This window comes from Methylobacterium sp. 1A (assembly GCF_058072805.1).
In genome coordinates this window covers 2297984-2316153 of record NZ_JBYQVE010000002.1, presented here as the reverse complement: position 1 = coordinate 2316153, position 18170 = coordinate 2297984, and the positions used below count along the sequence as shown (strand labels likewise).

General features: G+C 71.4%; 17 protein-coding genes. 3 read left to right on the top strand and 14 right to left on the bottom strand.

Features of this window, described 5'->3' with window-relative positions:
* Positions 1–37: 37 nt before the first annotated feature.
* A complete protein-coding gene (locus tag ACX9MN_RS30980) occupies positions 38–880 on the bottom strand; it encodes a transporter substrate-binding domain-containing protein (protein ID WP_020093110.1) in 843 nt (280 codons plus the stop codon).
* A gap of 71 nt (positions 881–951) precedes the next feature.
* Entirely contained in the window at positions 952–2124 is a 1173-nt protein-coding gene (gene solA / locus ACX9MN_RS30975) for an N-methyl-L-tryptophan oxidase (protein ID WP_489726275.1), read from the bottom strand.
* A 193-nt stretch (positions 2125–2317) separates the two neighbouring features.
* Here solA and ACX9MN_RS30970 point away from each other — a divergent pair, with 193 nt between their 5' ends.
* Positions 2318–3274 carry a GlxA family transcriptional regulator gene (locus tag ACX9MN_RS30970; RefSeq protein ID WP_056533280.1) on the top strand — a complete coding sequence of 319 codons (957 nt, stop codon included), beginning with the start codon at positions 2318–2320 and terminating at the stop codon, positions 3272–3274.
* Between the two features lie 24 nt (positions 3275–3298).
* Here ACX9MN_RS30970 and eutC read toward each other — a convergent pair whose 3' ends face one another.
* The 12 genes from eutC to ACX9MN_RS30910 form a co-directional block, all read right to left on the bottom strand.
* Positions 3299–4078: an ethanolamine ammonia-lyase subunit EutC gene (gene eutC, locus ACX9MN_RS30965; RefSeq protein WP_489726274.1), complete on the bottom strand. Its 780-nt coding sequence runs from the start codon at positions 4076–4078 to the stop codon at positions 3299–3301.
* Complete coding sequence (locus ACX9MN_RS30960; protein ID WP_489726273.1) at positions 4075–5478, bottom strand: ethanolamine ammonia-lyase subunit EutB; 1404 nt, start codon at positions 5476–5478, stop codon at positions 4075–4077. The genes eutC and ACX9MN_RS30960 overlap by 4 nt, the downstream gene beginning before the upstream one ends.
* Before the next feature lie 97 nt (positions 5479–5575).
* A complete protein-coding gene (locus ACX9MN_RS30955; RefSeq protein ID WP_489726272.1) occupies positions 5576–6280 on the bottom strand; it encodes a L,D-transpeptidase in 705 nt (234 codons plus the stop codon).
* Between the two features lie 257 nt (positions 6281–6537).
* Entirely contained in the window at positions 6538–7299 is a 762-nt protein-coding gene (locus ACX9MN_RS30950; RefSeq protein ID WP_489726271.1) for an SDR family NAD(P)-dependent oxidoreductase, read from the bottom strand.
* 21 nt (positions 7300–7320) lie between these two features.
* Positions 7321–8313, bottom strand: coding sequence for an acetamidase/formamidase family protein (locus ACX9MN_RS30945; RefSeq protein WP_020093103.1), 993 nt, complete (start codon positions 8311–8313; stop codon positions 7321–7323).
* A gap of 32 nt (positions 8314–8345) precedes the next feature.
* The gene (locus tag ACX9MN_RS30940) at positions 8346–9056 is read right to left on the bottom strand and encodes an ABC transporter ATP-binding protein (RefSeq protein WP_091781230.1); all 711 of its coding nucleotides are present in this window, start codon (positions 9054–9056) and stop codon (positions 8346–8348) included.
* Positions 9049–9792 (bottom strand): ABC transporter ATP-binding protein, encoded by a 744-nt coding sequence (locus ACX9MN_RS30935; protein WP_489726375.1) that lies wholly within the window; start codon positions 9790–9792, stop codon positions 9049–9051. Before ACX9MN_RS30935 ends, ACX9MN_RS30940 begins: the two co-directional genes overlap by 8 nt.
* Positions 9792–10868, bottom strand: a complete 1077-nt coding sequence (locus ACX9MN_RS30930) for a branched-chain amino acid ABC transporter permease (protein ID WP_489726270.1) — start codon at positions 10866–10868, stop codon at positions 9792–9794. The genes ACX9MN_RS30935 and ACX9MN_RS30930 overlap by 1 nt, the downstream gene beginning before the upstream one ends.
* A gap of 4 nt (positions 10869–10872) precedes the next feature.
* The gene (locus ACX9MN_RS30925) at positions 10873–11745 is read right to left on the bottom strand and encodes an ABC transporter permease subunit (protein ID WP_020093099.1); all 873 of its coding nucleotides are present in this window, start codon (positions 11743–11745) and stop codon (positions 10873–10875) included.
* Between the two features lie 103 nt (positions 11746–11848).
* Positions 11849–13096: an urea ABC transporter substrate-binding protein gene (locus tag ACX9MN_RS30920; protein WP_489726269.1), complete on the bottom strand. Its 1248-nt coding sequence runs from the start codon at positions 13094–13096 to the stop codon at positions 11849–11851.
* A 35-nt stretch (positions 13097–13131) separates the two neighbouring features.
* Positions 13132–13773 (bottom strand): ANTAR domain-containing response regulator, encoded by a 642-nt coding sequence (locus tag ACX9MN_RS30915; protein ID WP_489726268.1) that lies wholly within the window; start codon positions 13771–13773, stop codon positions 13132–13134.
* Positions 13770–14924, bottom strand: coding sequence for a transporter substrate-binding domain-containing protein (locus ACX9MN_RS30910; RefSeq protein ID WP_489726267.1), 1155 nt, complete (start codon positions 14922–14924; stop codon positions 13770–13772). The genes ACX9MN_RS30915 and ACX9MN_RS30910 overlap by 4 nt, the downstream gene beginning before the upstream one ends.
* Positions 14925–15323: 399 nt before the next feature.
* On the opposite strand from ACX9MN_RS30910, the gene ACX9MN_RS30905 reads away from it, so the two are divergent.
* Both ACX9MN_RS30905 and ACX9MN_RS30900 read left to right on the top strand, forming a co-directional pair.
* A complete protein-coding gene (locus tag ACX9MN_RS30905) occupies positions 15324–15941 on the top strand; it encodes a glutathione S-transferase family protein (protein ID WP_489726266.1) in 618 nt (205 codons plus the stop codon).
* Positions 15942–15998: 57 nt separating this feature from the next.
* A complete protein-coding gene (locus tag ACX9MN_RS30900; RefSeq protein WP_489726265.1) occupies positions 15999–18062 on the top strand; it encodes a 2Fe-2S iron-sulfur cluster-binding protein in 2064 nt (687 codons plus the stop codon).
* The last annotated feature ends 108 nt before the right edge of the window (positions 18063–18170 follow it).

Genomic DNA, 18170 nt, shown 5'->3' with positions numbered 1-18170 from the left:
CGCGGGCTAACGCTCGGTGTTGTCGCGCAGAACCGCATCAGTTGGTCGCGTTCTTGTACTTCTCGTGCATCGCCTTCGAGTAAGCGGTCGGCTCGATGCCCCACTTCTTCTCCTCGTTGACGATGAAGCCGGTCTTCATCCAGTCCTTGGTGGCGTCCTCGACCGCGGCCTGGAGCGTGGTGTTGCCCTGCGCCACCGCCATCATCCACGGGGCGTCGAGGATGCCCTTGAGCGGCAGCGCGTAATTGGCCTTCCAGTCGTCGTCGAGCAGCTTACCCTGCAGCATGCTCTGGTCGTAGACGTAGCCGATGCAGTTGCCCTGCTTTAGCGCGAAGAGCGGCTTCTCGGACCCGTCGAAGGCGACGATCTCCGCCCCGTAGGTCCGCGCGACGTCCTTGTTGTACCAGGCGCCCGAGGTGGCGCAGAGCGGCTTGCCCTTTAGCTGCGCCCAGTCGGTGATGCCGGACGACTTGGGCAGCAGGACGTTCACGAAGTCGGAATAGTAGTTCGGGTCGATCGCCTGCACCACGCGGCGGCGCTCCGGCTTGTCCGACAGAGTGGCGATCAGCAGATCGACCTTGCCCTGCTGCAGGAACTCGATCCGGTTGGCCGAGACGACCGGCACGAGCTCGAGCTTCACGCCGAGCCGCTTGGCGAGGTCGGCGGCGAGGTCGGGCTCCAGGCCGATGATGGTCCCGCTCGGGTCGCGGAAGCCGAACGGCTTGTAATCCGCCTTCACGCCGACGATCAGCGTTCCGCGCTTCTTGATCGCGTCGACGCCGTCGGCGGCCGTGGCCCGGCCGGGCAGCGCGACGGTCGAGAACGCCGCGAGCGCGGCCAGCGCACCGGTGGTCAGAAGGGTGCGGACGGTGAGACGCATCGGATCTTTCCTGCTCGGGTCGACGGATCTTGGCATGGTTTCAAGCAATCCACGAGCCATTGGCCGGCGCATCAACTGAAACGTGCCAGAGCGAAGGGCTTGAGATCGACGGTGCTACCGGTCCCAGCCAGCTCCGCGGCGACGGCCTCGCCGATGCCGGCCGAGTGCTTGAAGCCGTGCCCCGAGCAGGCGGAGACGACCAGGACCCGCTCCATCGCAGGATGCCGGTCGATGATGAAGCCGCGGTCGGGGGTCACCGTGTAGACGCAGGCGGCGGCCTGGACGACCTCCGGAGTCGCGCCGGCCAGCCGGTTCGCGACGCGCAGCCGGTACATGTCGTCGGATTCCGACGGATCGACGCGGCGCTCCACCCCGTCGGCGGTGGTGGTGGTGCTGTACTGCTCCGTCGCGACCTTGATGGACCCGTCCAGCGGCGGGAAGCCGTACAGGTATTCCGTGTCGCTCGTCCCGTACATCCAGATGAAGACCGGCGCGTGTGGCCCGTAGGCGGTCTCGTCCGCGAGCGCGTACCAGTGCAGCAGTTGGCGACGGACGGTCAGGAGCCGGTCGAACGGGCTCCCGAGCAGCGGGGCCGTCCAGGCGCCCGCGGCCACGACGGCGCGGTCGGCCAGGATGGTCTCCTCCGCCGTCTCGATGCGGACGCCGCTCCCGTCCTGCTGCAGCCCGACCACCGTGCAGCTGGTGCGGATCTCGGCGCCCGCGGCACCCGCGCGGCCGAGCTGCGCCGCGAGGCAGCGCTCCGGGAACACGTAGCCGCCGCCCGGCTCGTAATAGGCCTTCTCGTCGCCCGCGAGGTTCAGGAATTGCGGGAAGCGGCGGGCCACCTCCGCCCCTGTCAGCACCTCGTGGACGATGCCGGCGCCCTCCGCGGCGCTGATGGACCGGCCCACGAAGTCCGGTTTGCCGTGGTGCGAGGAGACGCCGTGGCCCGGGGCCATGACGAGCGCCCCGCAGGCGTTCAGCAGGGTCTCGCCCGTCTCGGCCTCCAGCTCGCGCCAGATGCGGTGCGAGGCGGTGACGAAGGGGACGTAGTCGGCGCCCTCACCGACCGCCTGACGGGTGATCCGCGTCTCGCCGTGGCTCGACCCGAGCGCGTGGGGCGGCGCGAAGCGGTCGAGCCCGATGACCGCGGCGCCCCGCTTCGCCAGCTGGTAGAGCGCGGCGCTGCCCATCGCGCCGAGACCCAGCACGGCGACGTCGTAGCGGCGGCTCACGGCCGACACTCCCGCTCGCTTCCGGGACGGGCCGCCGCGGCGGCGCGGAACGGAGGAAGATCGGCAGGTCGAGGCATCCGGAAGCGATCTCGCGCGGGACGGGGTAACGGCACACAGCATGATCAATGCCGAGGCGGGCGTTTGACTGAAACGGACGGTTTCCTGCACGTTTGAGCCATCGAGGAGCGGAGGGGCGTGCGAGATGGAGGCGGAGACCGGGGATCGCCCACAGGAGATCGGCTTCATCCTCGTGCCCGGCTTCGCGCTGCTGTCCTTCGCTTCGGGGTGCGAGCCGTTCCGGGCGGCCAACGAACTTGCCGGGCGGCCGCTCTACCGCCTGCGGTACTTCGGCGAGTCGGAGGGCTCAGTGGCCGCCTCGTCGGGCGCCGAGGTCCCCACCGAGGCGCTGCCGCGCCAGCGCGGCCACCTCCACACCCTCTTCGTCTGCGCGGGCGGCGAGCCGACCGGGTGGGACAGGCCCGAGATCCACGCGACCCTGCGGCGGATGGCCCGACTCGGCGTCCGCATCGGCGGCATCTCGGGCGGTCCCTACCTGATGGCCGAAGCGGGCCTGCTGGCCGATCGCGCATTCACGCTCCACTGGGAATATGCCGGTGCCACGGTCGAGACCTTCCCGGAGGCGCGCCTGAGTCGGGCGCGCTACGTCGCCGACGGCGATCGCCTGACCTGCGGCGGCGGCGTCGCGCCCCTGGAGATGGCCCACGCCCTGATCGCCGAACGCATGGGCGAGGCCTTCGCCCGGCGCGTCTCCGACTGGTTCCTCCACACCGCCATCGGCGCCGCCGACGACCCGCAGCGGGCCTCCGCGGTCGAGCGCTACGGAATCCACCATCCGGCCCTGCTGGCGGTGCTGGAGACGATGGAGAAGACCGTGGAGGCGCCGCTCGGCCGCCTCGCCATGGCGCGCCTCGCGGCGATCAGCCCGCGCCACCTCGACCGGCTGTTCCTCGACAAGCTCGGGCTCAGCTTCTCGGCCCAGTACAGGGCGATTCGCCTCGCCCACGGACGCCGCCTTCTGCGCCAGAGCCCGCTCAGGATCGGGGAGATCGCGACGGCCTGCGGCTTCACGAGCGCGGCCCATTTCGCCCGCTGCTACCGGTCCCAGTTCGGCTGCAGCCCGTCCGCGGAGCGCGCGTGACGTCCGCCCGGGTCGTCCGAGCGGTCAGTCCCGCGCGTCCGGCAGCGCCTTCGGGTCTGCGGGATCGTCCCGGCGCAGCGCGACGCCGCTGGTGCCCTGGGCCAGCATCGCCCGCAGCAGCGCCTCCATCTGCCCGGCGGCCGCCTCGACCGCCAGGCCGCCCTCCCGGATGTTCGAGATGCAGTTGCGCCGGGAATCGGGCAGCCCCGGCGCCGGGCCGTACGTGACGTAGCAGCCCAGGCTGTCGGAGGCCGACAGGCCCGGCCGCTCCCCGATCAGAACCACGACGCAGCGCGCCCCGAGTCGCGCCCCGATCGGATCGCCGATCGCTACACGTCCCTGGCTCGCGACGACCACCGGCGCGAGGCGCCAGCCGGCCCGCCGCACCCGCGCTGCCAGCGCCGCCGCCGCCGGGACCGCGTTCAGCGCGACCGCCGTCGCCGACAGCCCGTCCGCGATCACGATCGCCACGTCGAAGCCCGGCCCGTGCCCGTCGAGCACCGACCCGGATTCCGGATCGAGGGTGCGGCCCCTGTCCGGCCGGCGCAGGTACTCCGCCCGGTCGGCCACGGCGGAGCGGACCTCCACCGCGTCGAGGCCCTGCGCCCGCAACCCTTCGCGGATCGCGGCCGCGTCGAGGGGCGTCCACACCGCCTCGCGGGCGCGGGCATGGTCGAGCCCGAAGGCGAGCGCCGCGCCGGTCGGCAGGCCAGCGCCGTGCGCGCCGAGCGCGATGCGCGCCTGGGTCAGCCCGCGCAGGTCGCGCAGCGTCGGGTGGCCCGGACGGGCCGGCTCGCCGCTCACGCCGCCCGCCCGGGCAGGAGCCGGGACGCCTCCGCCAGGGCCGGGGGCAGCGCGCCCGTCGCGCTGGCCAGCCGGCCCTGCCCGTCCGTGATGCCCACGGCCCGCAGCCACGCCTCGAATTCCGGGGCCGGACGGCGACCCAGGGTCTCGCGGGCGTAGACAGCGTCGTGGTGCGACAATGACTGGTAGTTCAGCATCACGTCGTCCGCCCCCGGCACCGTGATGACGAAGTTGACCCCGGCCGCGCACAGCAGGGTCAGGAGCGCGTCCATGTCCTCGCCGTCGGCATCGGCGTGGTTGGTGTAGCAGACGTCCACGCCCATCGGCAGGCCGAGCAGCTTGCCGCAGAAGTGGTCCTCCAGCCCGGCGCGGATGATCTGCTTGCCGTCGTAGAGGTACTCGGGACCGATGAAGCCCACGACCGTGTTGACCAGCAGCGGGTCGAACTCCCGCGCCACCGCGTAGGCGCGCGCCTCCATGGTCTGCTGGTCGACGCCCCAGTGGGCGTCGGCCGAGAGCGCCGAGCCCTGGCCGGTCTCGAAGTACATGAGCTGCCCGCCCTCCGGGCAGCGGCCGAGCGCGCGGGCAGCGTCCGAGGCCTCGCGCAGGACAGCGAGGTCGACGCCGAAGCCGGCATTGGCCTTCTGCGAGCCCGCCACCGACTGGAACACGAGGTCGACGGGCGCGCCGCGGGCCATGGCCTCGATCGCCACGGTGACGTGGCCGAGGCAGCAATGCTGGGTCGGCACGTCGAGGCGCAGCCGCAGGGTCTCGAGCAGCTCGACGATGCGGATGTAGTCCGGCAGGGAATCGGTGGCCGGATTGACCCCGATGACCGCGTCGCCCGAGCCCATCAGCAGTCCGTCGAGCGCCGAGAGCAAGATGCCCTCGGAGGAGTCGGTCGGGTGGTTGGGCTGGTTGCGGGTGGCGAGGCGCCCGGGCAGGCCGATGGTGGAGCGGAAGCGCGTCACCACCGGCCGCTTGGCGGCCACCGCGACGAGGTCCTGCAGCCGGCAGATCTTGGAGACCGCCGCGACCATCTCGGGCGTGAGGCCGGGCGCGAGGGCAGAGAGGGCGTCCGCGTCGGCGGCGGGCGCGAGCAGCCACTCGCGGAAGGCGCCGACCGTCAGGGATGAGACCGGCGCGAAGGCTTCCGTGTCGTGCCGGCGGGCGATGAGGTCGGAGACCTCGTCCTGCTCCGAGGGGATCAGCTCCTCGGCCAGGAAGGTCTTGAGCGGCAGGTCGGCGAGGGCGATCTGCGCGGCCAGGCGCTCGACCGGCCCGTCGGCGCAGAGCCCGGCGAGCTGGTCGCCCGAGCGCTCCGGCGTGGCCTTGGCGAGCAGGCTGCGCAGGTCGGGGAAGGTGAAGCGTGTGCCTTCGATCGTCGTCGCGTAGGCCATGCGGGCGCTCCCGGCGCGCTGTCGGACGTCAGGGAACCCGATCCTGCAGGATGTCGGGGCCGCCGGGAAGCGGGGACGGCGCGGGTGCTGCCCGCCCTCAGGCCGGCAGCACGACCACCTTCGTCTTCACCGGCGTGCGCGCGTAGAGGTGGATCATGTCCTGGCTGAGCAGGCCGACGCAACCGCTGGTGATGCCCGTGCCGATCGATTCGGCGTCGCTGCTGGCGTAGATCGTGTAGAGCGTGTAGGCGCCGTTCTGGTAGAGGTGCAGCGTGCGCGCGCCGAGCGGGTTGTCGAGGCCGCCGGGCATGCCGCGGGCGTATTTCGCGGCCTCGGGCTGGCGCCGGATCATCTCCTTGGGCGGGGTCCAGGTCGCCCACTCGGACTTGCGGCCGACATAGGCGTTCCCGTTCCACAGGAAGCCCTGGCGGCCGACATTGGCGCCGTAGCGGGTGGCGGTGCCGTCACCCTCGATGCGGTAGACGTAGTAGTTGGCGGGATCGACCACGATCGTGCCGGGCGCTTCCGACGAGGCGTACTGGACGGTCCGCCGGTAGTATTTCGGGTTGACCTTGCTGACGTCGACCGCCGGAATCGGGAACTTCTCGTTCGGCATCGGCCCGTAGGTCTTCGCCGCCTCGGCCATGAGCAGGGTGTCGGTCGTCCCGCACCCGCCGAGCGAGAGCGCGCCGATCCCGAGGGCCGAGCCGGCCAGGAACGACCGGCGGCTGAGAACTCCCGCCTCGCATCCGAGGCGCCCGCGCCCGTCGAACCCGCCGGCCTCGCGATCGTCCGTCATCATCGCCCTGGACTTCCCTGTCCTGCAGCCCGGCGCGACTGCGCGGCGTGCCACCGCCGCGCGAACGGCCAAGCTTGAGAGTGCCGCGTGCCAGCGCGCGTGGCAAGCTTGTCTTTACAGAGTCGAGAGCGGCCGAAATGCGTCGCAAGTGTGGTGAGTCCTCGCGATCTCCGGACTTCGTCGCTGAACGACCGTACTGAACGCGCCGGGTGTGCTTCGGACGTCGCAGGTGTCCCGGTGCGGGGCGAGGCCGGTCGGCGTCAAAACTGCACGCCGCGGGTCAGGCTGCCGTCGACCACGAGGTTGGTGCCGGTGATGAAGCTCGCGGCCGGGCTGGCCAGGAAGACGGCCGCGCGGGCCACTTCCTCCGGCCGCGCCATCCGGCCGGTCGGGTTCAGCCGGAGTGCCTCGGCGAACAGCGCCGGGTTGCCGGTCTCGATCTGGTGCCAGACGCCGCCCGAGAAGTAGGTGTTGCCGGGCGAGACCGAGTTCGCGCGGATGTTCCGCGGCGCGAGCTGGAAGGCCAGCCCCTGCGCGTAGTGGATCAGCGCAGCCTTAAAGGCGCCGTAGGGACCGGCCGCGAAGTCGATCTCCCGCCCGGAGACGCTGGAGATGACGACGATCGCGCCGGCCTCGGAGCGCTCGAGGTAAGGCATCGCCGCCTCGACCGCCGAGACGGTGCCCATCATGTCGACGGCGAAGCCGCTGCGCCACGCTGCCTCGTCGCTGCCGACCGCCAGCGCGCTCACGTTGGGCACCACGATGTCGAGGCCGCCGAGTTCCTCCGCGGCCTCGGAGACCCAGCCGCGCAGCGCGGCGGAATCGGCGACGTCGACGGCGCGCCCGGTCGCCGCGACGCCCCGGGCGCGCAGGGCCGCCACCTTGGCGGCGACTTCCGCGGCGTTGCGGGCGCAGAGGGCGACCGCCGCCCCCTCGTCGGCCAGCAGGTCGTTGATCGCCGCGCCGATGCCCTTGGTGCCGCCGGTCACCAGCGCGCGGCGGCCTCTGAGCCCGAGATCCATGCCGTCCTCCTCCGTCGCCGGTCAGGCGTGGGCGATCGCCTTCGTGATCGAGGCGCCGAGCGTGTATTTCGGATCGACCATGTTGCCGAGCCGCACGCGCCCGCACTGCGTGAGCAGCATGTAGGCGTCGATCTCGTCGAAGCCGAAATCGGCGGCGAGCCAGCGGATCAGCTCCCGGTAGGCGATGCGCGCCGCGTCCTCCATCGGCCGGGACGAGCCGATCGTCATGTAGAAGTCTTCGGTCTCGAGCCGCGGCCAGCGGAAGGTCCAGCCCTTGATCAGGTCGATCTGCACCGTCGTGTGGGTCGGGTGCTCCACCGCGACGCCGCAGAGTTCGCCGTCGCCCTGCGCGGCGTGGCAGTCGCCGAGGTAGAGGAGCGCGCCCTTCGCATTCACCGGCAGGTAGATCACCGCGCCGACGCCCACGTCCGGCAGGTCCATGTTGCCGCCGTAATAGTCCGGCTGCAGCGAGGAGATCGCCTCGATCTCCGGCGAGGTGCCGATCGTGCCGATGAACGGCTGGTAGGGCAGCGTGATCCGGTCGTTCCAGCGCACGCCGGTCTCGGCCGTGACCTCGAGCTTGCGCACCCGCTCGGGGAGCGGCGGATTGAGGAGCGCGGTGTCGCCGGTGGCGACGAGGCCGCCGAATTCCGGCATGATCAGCGTCGTGCCGCAGGGCTGCGGGCCGCGCGGCCGGATCGAGCGGATCGCCACCGCGAGGCAGTCGCCCTTCTCGGCGCCGTTGACGTAGATCGGCCCGTTCTGCGGGTTGAGGTAGGGGAAGTTCAGGATCTGCGTCGGGCTGTCGGTCTCGTGGCGGATCTTGCCCTCGAAGGCGTCGTGGGTCTCGACGGTGACGACCGCGCCGGGATCGACGGTCAGCACCGGCTCGGCGAAAGGCCCGTAGACGTAGTGGTAGCGGCCCTGCTCGACCTCGGTGATCGTGTACTCCCGGCCGGGCTTTCCGCCGGCGACGCCCTTGCGGGCCATGATGGACTGGTCGAGCCACTGCATGGTCGTCTCTCCCTTGGTTGTCTGCCGTGTCGTCAGACGGCGAGGTGGCGCCGCACGAGGTCGCGGTCGTCGAGGTCGCGGGCCGTCAGCTCCGCGACGATCCGGCCCTTGTCCATGACGTAGCTGCGCTGGGCCATGGCGCGGATCAGGTCGAGGTTCTGCTCCACGAACACGATCGTCACCCCGGTGCGGTGGTTGAGATCGACCAGGGTGCGGCCGATCTGCTGCACCACCGAGGGCTGGATGCCCTCGGAGGGCTCGTCGAGCAGGATCAGCGCCGGCCCGCCGACGAGGACGCGGCCGATGGCGAGCTGCTGCTGCTGGCCGCCCGAAAGCGTCCCCGCCCGCTGCCCGCGCCGCTCCCGCAGGATCGGGAACGGCCCGAAGGCGCGCTCGTAATCCGGCCGCTCGCCCTTCGGCAGCAGGGAGGCGCCGACCGTGAGATTGTCGGCGACGCTCATGCGCGGGAAGACGTCGCGGCCCTGGGGCACGTAGCCAATGCCGAGGCGGGCGCGCCGGTGGGCGGCGAGCCCCTCCACGGCCGCGCCCCGGAACGCGATGCCGCCCGCGGAGGCGGGCAGCAGCCCGACGAGGCTGCGCATCAGCGTCGACTTGCCGACGCCGTTGCGGCCGATCACCGCCACGATCTCGCCGGGCCGGACCGCGAGGTCGACGCCCTGCAGCACGGGCTTGCCGCCGTAGCCGGCGCGCAGGCCGGTCGTCGCGAGGAGCGGCTCAGGCATCGGCGACGCTCCGCAGCGGCGGCGCGTCCGCCTCCCCGAGGTAGATGGCGGCGACCCGCTCGTCCGCGATGATCGCGTCGGTGGTGCCCTGGGCGAAGATGCGCCCGACATGGAGCACGGTCACCCGCTGGGCGATCTGCCGGACGAAGGCCATGTCGTGCTCGATGGCCAGCACCGCGACGCCGTCGCGGTTGAGCGCCTGCACCATCGCGCCGGTGGCGAAGGTCTCGTCCGGCGACATCCCGGCGGTCGGCTCGTCGAGGAGGAGCAGGCGCGGCTTGAGGCTGATCGCCATGCCGATCTCCAGCCACTGCTTCTGCCCGTGGCTGAGGGCGCCGGCCCGGTCGGAGGCCGCCGCGGTGAGGTTGAGGAAGGCGAGCAGCCGGCGGATCTCGGCGCCGAGCGAGGCGCCCTCGAGATGGTGCTGCAGGGCGATCTCCAGGTTGTGCGCCACCGACAGGCTCGGGAAGATGCCCGGCACCTGGAACTTGACGCTCATGCCGCGCCGGATCCGCGCGAAGGGCTTGAGCGCGGTGATGTCCTCGCCGGCGTAGAGGATCTGCCCCCGCTCCGGCGCGTACTCGCCGAGCAGCAGGCGGAAGAAGGTGCTCTTGCCGGCGCCGTTCGGCCCGATCAGGCAGTGGATCTCTCCCGCCGCGAGGGCGAAGTCGACGTCGTTGGTGACGTGCAGCCCGCCGAAATGCTTGCTGAGCCCGCGGGTCTCGAGGAGCGGAATCATCGGCCGGCCTCCCGGCGGCGCAGGCGGCCGAGCCCGCGCAGGGCCGCCACCACGAGGCCGTCGGGCGCCGCCAGCACCACCACGACGAGGAGCAGGCCCATCACCACCAGGGCGTACTGGCTGCCGTAGATCGTCAGCGCCTGGAAGCCGCCGAGCACCAGGAGCGTGCCGATGAGCGTGGCCGTCAGGTCGCCGCGGCCGCCGACCGCGACCCAGATCACCGGCAGCGCGGCGGCGGTGAGCCCCATGCTGGAGGGCGTGATGTACTGGCCCCAGGCGGTGTAGAGGGTGCCGCTCAGCCCCGCGAGGGCCGAGCCGATCACGAAGGCGGCGAGCTGGTAGCGCCGCACGTCGTAGCCGAGCATCTCGGCCCGTTCCGGGTTCTCGCGGATCGCCACCAGCACGTTGCCGAACCGGGCGTTCACCAGGATGCGCAGCGCGAGGTAGACGACGATCAGGAGGCCCAGGAGACCGTAGTAGAGGGCGACGTCGGGGAACAGCACGACGTCGCCGTCGGGCCACGGCACGGTCAGGGGCGGCATGCCGCTCATGCCGTTGTAGCCGTTGAGGCGCGCCGCCCCGATCTTCCATTCCGGACCGGCGGTCTGCGCCATGAAGCGCTCCAGGGCGAGCGTCGCCGACAGGGTGATGATGCCGAGGAACACCCCGCCGATCCGGCCGAAGAACAGGAAGTAGCCGAGGAGCGCCGCCATCACGGCCGAGAGCGCGACCGCCAGCACCAGGGCCGCCAGGGTGAAGCCGTAGGCGGCGCCGACATTGAGGGTGAGCACGCCGTAGGTGTAGCCCGACAGGCCGAAGAAGGCGGTCTGGCCGAAGCTGAGCGCGCCGCCGTAGCCCCAGATCAGGCACAAGCCGAGCGCCATGAATACCCAGCAGAAGAAGTAGGCGGTGTTGCCGACCGTGTAGCCGTCCGCGAACCACGGGTAGGCCACGGCGGCCGCCACCGCGAGGGCGAAGGCGGTCCAGAAGGCCGGGCCGCGCCCCAGGGTCTGCGGGCCCTCGAGGCGCCGGAGCAGGGTCTTCGCCGAGAACATGGCCGGAATCATCGCCATGGCCTCAGGCCCGCTCGCGCAGGATCAGGCCCGAGATGCCCCGCGGGAGCACCCGGATCACCAGGATCACCGCGACGAGGAGGCCGATCTGGCCGAAGAGCTGGCCCTGCCACGTCGTGAGCAGCGCCCGCACCGTGCCGAGCACGAGCGCCGCCGGCGCCGTGCCGAGGAAGATGTCGGCGCCGCCGACCACTACGGTGACGAAGGCCTCCATGATGAAGGTCGTCCCCATGGTCGGCACGATGGTCATGGTCGGCGCGTAGAGCCCGCCCGCGAGGCCCGCCAGCGCCGCGCCGAGGCCGAAGGTCAGGGCGTAGACCGTGCGGGTGTCGACGCCGAGGGCCTCGGCCATGTGCGGCACCTGGATGGTGGCGCGGGCGAGCGTCCCGAAGCGGGTGGCGTTGAAGGCGAGGTAGAGCCCGGCCAGCACCGCCACGGCGGCGACCATCAGCACGACGCGGTAGGTCGAGTAGGAGTAGCCGCCGACCGTGAAGCTGCCGAGCGGCGTGCCGATCCCCGGCATGCTGGAGCCCAGCAGGATCAGCGTGCCCTGCGTCGCCGCGAGGCTGATGCCCCAGGTCGCCACGATCGTGTCGAGGGGCCGCCCGTAGAGGTGGCGGATGACGAGGCGCTCCATCACCATGCCGACGGCCCCGGCGACGAGTGCGCCGGCCAGGATGCCCAGCGGCAGCGGCAGCCCGGCCCGCGTGGACGCCGCCGTGACGTAGGCGCCGCACATGATCAGCTCGCCGTGCGCGAGGTTGATCACGCCCATCATGCCGAACACCACCGCGAGGCCGCAGGCGGAGAGGACCAGGAACGAGAACGCGTCGCCGATCTGGTAGAGGAACGTGAAGGCGTGAGTCAGCAGATCCATCCGGAGGCCCGATCGTGATGGCTGTGGGCCGGGGCCTCGGCCCCGGCGATGTCGCGTCGTCTCCGGCCCGGGGCCGCGGCGCGCGGATTCCCGTCCCGGCAGCTCAGGGCTTCGGCGGGTTGCTCGGCGTGTACTGCGCCATCGGATCCTTCTGCGTCAGGTCGCAGCCGGCCTTCCCGAGCCAGTAGGGCTGAATGTTGTCCCAGGTCTTCGAGAAGGAGATCGCGTGCTTCTCGTCGACCTTCGCGAGGTAGATCGTGTGGGAGGCGTGCTGGCTCTTCGGATCGATGCAGACCTTGCCCTCCGGCGCGTCCACGCAGACGTCGCCCGCCGCGATGACCTTGCGCAGGTCGGCGCGCTTGGTCGAGCCGTTCGCCCGCTCCACCATCTGCTTGTAGAGGTAGACCGCGAGGTAGGAGTTCTCGGCCTCCTGGTTCACGTAGGGCTCGTTCGGGAACTTCGCCTTCCACTTGGCGAGGAAAGCCTTGCTCGAAGGGCTGTCGACCTCCTCGATGTAGTTCGTGGTCACGTACATGTTGGCGAGGCTCGGGGGCTGGAAGCGCTTGTGCTCGTAGCCCTGGCCGATATTGACCGAGGAGCCCATCGGCACCTTCAGGTTCGCGGCCGCCGCCTGCTCGTAGTAGGAGGCCTGCGCCGTCCCGACGAGCAGCGTCATCAGGATGTCGGGCTTGGCCTTCTGGATGTTCTGGATCGTCTGCGAGAATTGCGACACGCCGAGGGGGATAAATTCTTCCCCGACCATCTCGCCGCCGTTCTCCTTGACGATGTTGCGCACCCACTCGGCCGAGATCTGACCGAAATTGTAGTCGGCCGCGATCGTGTAGACCCGCTTGCCGAACTTCTCCATCATCCACGGGATCAGCGTCGAGAACTGCTGCTCCGGCACCGCGCCCGTGACGACCATGTGGCCGTCGCAGACGCCGCCCTCGTACTGGTTGTTGTAGAACGCGAAGCCGTCGAGCTGGTCGACGATCGGCCGGTAGGCCTCGCGGGACGCGCTGGAGAAGCCCGCGAAGACGGCGTTGACCTTGTCGCGCTGGAGCACCCGGCGCATGAATTCCTGATAGCGCGTGTTGTCGGACTGCGTGTCGTAGATCACGAGCTCCAGCTTGCGCCCGGCGATGCCGCCCGCGGCGTTGATTTCGTCCGCGGCGAGCTGGATGCCGTGGACCTTGCCGATGGTGGCGACCGCGAAGTCGCCGGACTGGTCCTCGAGGACACCGAGCTTGATCGGGTCGGCGGCAAGCGCCGCCGAGGCGGCCAGGGATGCGCTCGCGAGCAGGGCGGCCGCGAGGGCGGACAGGCGGGATCCGCGGGGCGTTCTCGTCATCGGGTCGTCCTCGTCTACGGGGTGGAGTGCGTGCTTCAGGATCGGGCCAGCCGCCGCGAGAGGGCCGGCGCGGCGACGGACGGACGGGCGCGCACCAGCGCCTCGCAGTAGGTTTCGAGCGGCTGCCGGGCGCGCATGGCGTCGCGCCGCAGCGTCTCGTAGGCCGCGTCGTCGTCGAGGCCGTGCTCCTGCATCAGCCGGAGGATCGCCTTGACGACGTGGCGCCGGCCGCGCCGCCGCTCCTCGTGGCGGGCCAGGCGTTCTTCGAGGAGACGGCGCCGGTTGTGCTCGTTCACCGCCAGGAACAGTGCGGCGTAGACCGAGGCGCCGTGGATCGGCTTGCGCAGCAGGCCGGTCGCGCCGAGCTGGAGCAGCGCCTTGAGGCGGCTCGGCGCCTCGACGCCCACGAGCCCGACCACCGGGACCGGCGACAGGTCGGGCACAGCGCTCGCCGCGAGGCCCGGCAGCGGCAGGTCGCCGTCCACGATGACGATGTGGTGCTCGGGGTCGAGGATCTCGAAATCGAGCCACGGCGCCTCGCCGGCCGGGACGACCGAGGCCACGGTGAGCCCGAGCTTCATCAGGGTACTCGCCAGGACGTCCGTGGCGGTGCTCGGCGGCGCGATCAGCAGGGCCTGCGCGCCGCTGAAATTCTGGATCAGCCGGGGCGTCGTCATGGCACCACCTTCAGGTGCGGGCGCCGGCTCACCGGCACGACGCGCGGATCGCTGCGCACCAAGTAGGGGTCCGGCGCGACCGGCGCCTCGGCCTGCGCCACGATGGTGAAGCGGGCCGCCGCCGTCGAGAGGCCGATCCGAGGGGTCAGGCAGGCGTGGAGGGTCGTCTCGTCGAGGCGCACCGGTCCCTGGGGCGCCTCGAACTCGTCGGCGCAGGCCGCCCGGCGCACCGTCGCGGCATCCTCGGTCCCGGCCCGCGCCAGCGCCCGCGCCAGGAGATGCACCGCGATGTACGAGGATTCCGCATCCGCCGAGGGGGTCGGGCCTTCGGGGAAGCGCGCCGCGTAGGCCGCCATGAAGGCGCGGTTGCGGGGCGTGTCGATCGACGTGAAGTAGACGCTGGAAGACAGGTGGCCGTCGACCGCCTCCGGCCCGATCGCCTCCAGTTCCGGCTCAGCGAGGCTGCAGCTCGCCACCGGCATGGTCCGCGCCTGGTCGATGCCGCGCGCCGCGCAGGCTCTCCGGAAGTCGCGGAAGAAGCGGTACGCCGAGATGCCGATCAGCGTGTTGAAGACGAAGTCCGGCTTCGCGTCCAGGATCGCCGCGATCACCTGATCGAAGGCGGTCTCGCCCACCGCGAGGTAGCGCTCACCTGCGACCCCGCCGCCGGCGATCGCCAGCGTCTCCCGCAGGATCCGGTTGTTCTCCCAGGCCCAGATGTAGTTGGAGCCGACGCAGAAGGCGGTGCGGCCGCCCCGGGCGAGGAGGTGCCGCACCAGCGGGACGATGTGCTGATTCGGCGCCGCCCCGGTGTAGACCACGTTCGCCGAGGTCTCGAAGCCCTCGTAGTGCGACGGGTACCAGAGCAGGGCGTCCCGCTTCTCGAAGATCGGGATGATCTCCTTGCGGCTCGACGAGGTGTAGCAGCCGACGACGTGGCGGATCCCCGCGTCGAGGAGCCGCTCGGCGCCGGCGACGTAGCCCGCGAGGGCGCCCTGCGGATCGCGGATCACCGGCTCCAGGACGCAGTCGCCCCGCGCGTTCACCTCGTCGACCGCCAGGAGCGCGCCGTTCAGCATCGCCCTCCCGACAAGACCGTAGGGTCCGTCCGCGGAGAACAGGATTCCGATGCGGTGATGGCTGAGGCCCATGCAATCCTTCAGAACGCAAAAAGCCCGCCAGTGCGGAAGCACTGCGGGCGGCATCGCCGTGAAAGATGGTGACGTATTGGCGCGAAACTGGGCAGCTTTGCCCCGCGCCTGAAAACTAGGCTCCTCGGTAATGGCCTCGGTGTCAAGTCCCGCGCAGTCTTTTCGGAGCCGGCGTCTTGATGATTGCTTCCCGGGTCGCTGATCAGCGCCCGCGCCAGGCCCCTCCGCGGCGCCTGTACCCGCGCAGGCGAGGCGGATGACGGCCGCGCCAGGCCGCTCGATTATTCCGATTTACGGAATGATGAACTGCGGAGAACGCCTATTCTGCTCGCCCAAACGCGGCGGCATTCTCCTCACACGGCCCGGGGCGATCCCGGCCCCCGACGGAGATCCACGGTCATGAAGCTCTACCACCATCCCCTCTCCGGCCACGCGCATCGGGCCCGCCTGTTCCTCTCCCTGGTCGAGGCCCCGCACGAGCTGATCGAGGTCGACCTGAAGGCGGGCGGACACAAGACGCCGGCCTTCCTGGCCATGAACCCGTTCGGTCAGGTGCCGGTGCTCGACGACGACGGCGTGATCGTCTCCGATTCCAACGCCATCCTCGTCTACGTGGCGAAGCGGCTCGGCCGATCCGACTGGCTGCCCGAGGATCCGCGCGCCGCGGCGGCGGTCCAGCGCTGGCTCTCGGTCGCGGCGGGCGAACTCGCCTACGGGCCGGCGGCAGCGCGGCTGATCACGGTGTTCGGCGCCACGTTCCATCCGGAGGAGGTGATCGCCCGGGCGCACACGCTCCTGGGGCGGCTCGAGGCGCATCTCGATGGCCGGAAATGGCTCGCGGCCGAGCGGCCGACCGTCGCGGACGTGGCGGTCTACAGCTACCTCGCCCGCGCCCCGGAGGGGAACGTGGACCTGTCGGGCTACCCGCGGGTCGAGGCCTTCCTGCGCCGGATCGAGGGCCTGCCGGGCTTCGTCCCCTTCGCCCAGACCCCCGCGGGCCTCACGGCCGCGGCGTGACCGGAAGGCCCCGGGCGCACCCGCGCCCGGGGGCGGATGCAGATGGAGGGCGCGAAGATGGCTGACGGTCAGACCCTTGCGACGCTGCCGACATGGCATGCCGGCGAGACGTCCATCCAGGAGACGGTCGGCGCCGCCGACCGGATGGCGGTGGTCGGCCAGCGGGTGGTGCGGGACTTCATGCCCGATCAGCACCGCGCCTTCTTCGCGGAGATCCCCTTCATCGTGCTGGGCAGCGTCGACCGGCAGGGCGACGCCTGGGCCACGCTCCTGGCCGGCCGTCCCGGCTTCATCTCCTCGCCGACCGCCACGACCCTCGACATCGCCGCGCGGCCGGACCCGGCCGACCCCGCGTCCGATGGCACGGGCGACGGCGACGCAATCGGCCTCCTCGGGATCGCGCTGGACAGCCGCCGCCGCAACCGCGTCAACGGCCTCGTCCGCTCCACGGCCGGCGGAGTCCTGCACTTCGCAGTCGACCAGAGCTTCGGGAACTGCCCGCAATACATCCAGCTGCGCGACATGAGCTTCGTCCGCGAGCCGGGCGCCCCAGCTCCGGCCCCCGCCGAGGAGAGCGCGGAGCTCGACCCGGAAGCCCGCGGCCTGATCGCGGCGGCGGACACGTTCTTCGTGGCCTCCTACGCCGACCGGGAGGGCCGGCGCCAGGTCGACGTCTCGCATCGCGGCGGCAAGGCGGGATTCGTCCGCATCGCCGCGGACGGCACGCTGACCATCCCCGACTTCGCCGGCAACCTGTTCTTCGCCACGCTCGGGAACATCTTCCTGAACGGCAGGGCCGGCCTGGTCTTCACCGATTTCGAGACGGGCGATCTCCTGCAGCTGACCGGCGACGCCGCGGTGATCCTGGACTCGCCCGAGATCGCGGCCTTCCAGGGCGCCGAGCGGCTCTGGAGCTTCCGGCCGCGCCGGGTAATCCGCCGACGCGGTGCCCTGCCGCTGCGCTGGTCGTTCCGGCCGGACGGCTGGTCGCCGAACGCGCTGATGACCGGCGACTGGGCGGAGGCCGCCGACCGCGTCCGGGCGGCCGAGCGCGCGACGCAGTGGCGGCCGTTCCGGGTAGCCGAGATCGTCGACGAGAGCCGCACGATCCGGTCCTTCCACCTGACCCCGGACGACGGGGCCGGGCGGCTCCCGCACCGCGCGGGCCAGCACCTGCCGATCCGCGTCACGCTGCCGGGGGCAGACGCGCCGGTCATAAGAACCTACACGCTCTCGGTCGCGCCCTCGGACCCGACCTACCGGATCAGCGTGAAGCGCGACGGCACCGTCTCGCGGCACCTCCACGACCGAGTTCGGGTCGGCGACATCGTCGAGGCACGCGCGCCCGGCGGCGGCTTCACCCTCGATGCGAGCGCGGCGCGCCCGGCCGTGCTGCTCGCCGGCGGCGTCGGGATCACGCCGCTCCTCGCGATGCTCCGGCACGTGGTCTACGAGGGCCTGCGCACCCGCAAGATCCGACCGACCACGCTCGTCTACGCTGCCCGCACCCGCGCCGAGCGCGCCTTCGACCGGGAGTTGTCCGAACTCGCCGCGGCTGCGCAGGGAGCCGTGCGGATCGTGCGCGTCCTGAGCGATGTCTCCGATGCGACGGCCGGCGTCGATTACGAGGCGGCGGGCCGGATCGACATGGCCCTGCTCACGCGGTTCCTGGCCTTCGCGGATTACGATTTCTACCTGTGTGGCCCGTCGGCCTTCACCCAGGCGCTCTATGATGGCCTGCGCGGCTACAACGTGGCGGACGACCGGATTCACGCGGAGGCGTTCGGTCCCTCGGGGCTCATCCGCGACACCGGAACGGCGGCGGCCGTGCCTCCGCGGCCACCGGTCTCCACGGAGACGGTGCCGATCGCCTTCCTCGACACCGGCAAGGAAGCGCGCTGGACGCCGGATTCGGGCAGCCTCCTCGACCTCGCCGAGGCGCGGGGTCTCGCACCGGAGTTCAGCTGCCGCGAGGGCAGCTGCGGGACCTGCCGCACCAAGCTGCTGGCCGGCGCGGTGACCTATCTGAGGGAACCGAGCGCACCGGTGGCTGAGGACGAGGTGCTGATCTGCTCCGCGGTGCCCGCGGAGGGCACGGACCGGGTGCAGCTCGCGCTCTGACGCGCGCGACGGCGCGGCCCGCACCGTGTTCCGCCTTGCGGGACCGGCGCCGGCGGATCATCCTGCGCCGCCACCGGAGCCGGGCTGAACCTTCCCCGAGGACAAGGA

Bases quoted from the DNA above. Each gene is read 5' to 3' on its own strand.
- ACX9MN_RS30980 (WP_020093110.1), bottom strand. From the start codon at position 880: ATGCGTCTCACCGTCCGCACCCTTCTGACCACCGGTGCGCTGGCCGCG.
- ACX9MN_RS30970 (WP_056533280.1), top strand. From the start codon at position 2,318: ATGGAGGCGGAGACCGGGGATCGCCCACAGGAGATCGGCTTCATCCTC.
- ACX9MN_RS30960 (WP_489726273.1), bottom strand. From the start codon at position 5,478: ATGGCCTACGCGACGACGATCGAAGGCACACGCTTCACCTTCCCCGAC.
- ACX9MN_RS30955 (WP_489726272.1), bottom strand. From the start codon at position 6,280: ATGATGACGGACGATCGCGAGGCCGGCGGGTTCGACGGGCGCGGGCGC.
- ACX9MN_RS30950 (WP_489726271.1), bottom strand. From the start codon at position 7,299: ATGGATCTCGGGCTCAGAGGCCGCCGCGCGCTGGTGACCGGCGGCACC.
- ACX9MN_RS30945 (WP_020093103.1), bottom strand. From the start codon at position 8,313: ATGCAGTGGCTCGACCAGTCCATCATGGCCCGCAAGGGCGTCGCCGGC.
- ACX9MN_RS30940 (WP_091781230.1), bottom strand. From the start codon at position 9,056: ATGCCTGAGCCGCTCCTCGCGACGACCGGCCTGCGCGCCGGCTACGGC.
- ACX9MN_RS30930 (WP_489726270.1), bottom strand. From the start codon at position 10,868: ATGGCGATGATTCCGGCCATGTTCTCGGCGAAGACCCTGCTCCGGCGC.
- ACX9MN_RS30925 (WP_020093099.1), bottom strand. From the start codon at position 11,745: ATGGATCTGCTGACTCACGCCTTCACGTTCCTCTACCAGATCGGCGAC.
- ACX9MN_RS30920 (WP_489726269.1), bottom strand. From the start codon at position 13,096: ATGACGAGAACGCCCCGCGGATCCCGCCTGTCCGCCCTCGCGGCCGCC.
- ACX9MN_RS30915 (WP_489726268.1), bottom strand. From the start codon at position 13,773: ATGACGACGCCCCGGCTGATCCAGAATTTCAGCGGCGCGCAGGCCCTG.
- ACX9MN_RS30910 (WP_489726267.1), bottom strand. From the start codon at position 14,924: ATGGGCCTCAGCCATCACCGCATCGGAATCCTGTTCTCCGCGGACGGA.
- ACX9MN_RS30905 (WP_489726266.1), top strand. From the start codon at position 15,324: ATGAAGCTCTACCACCATCCCCTCTCCGGCCACGCGCATCGGGCCCGC.
- ACX9MN_RS30900 (WP_489726265.1), top strand. From the start codon at position 15,999: ATGGCTGACGGTCAGACCCTTGCGACGCTGCCGACATGGCATGCCGGC.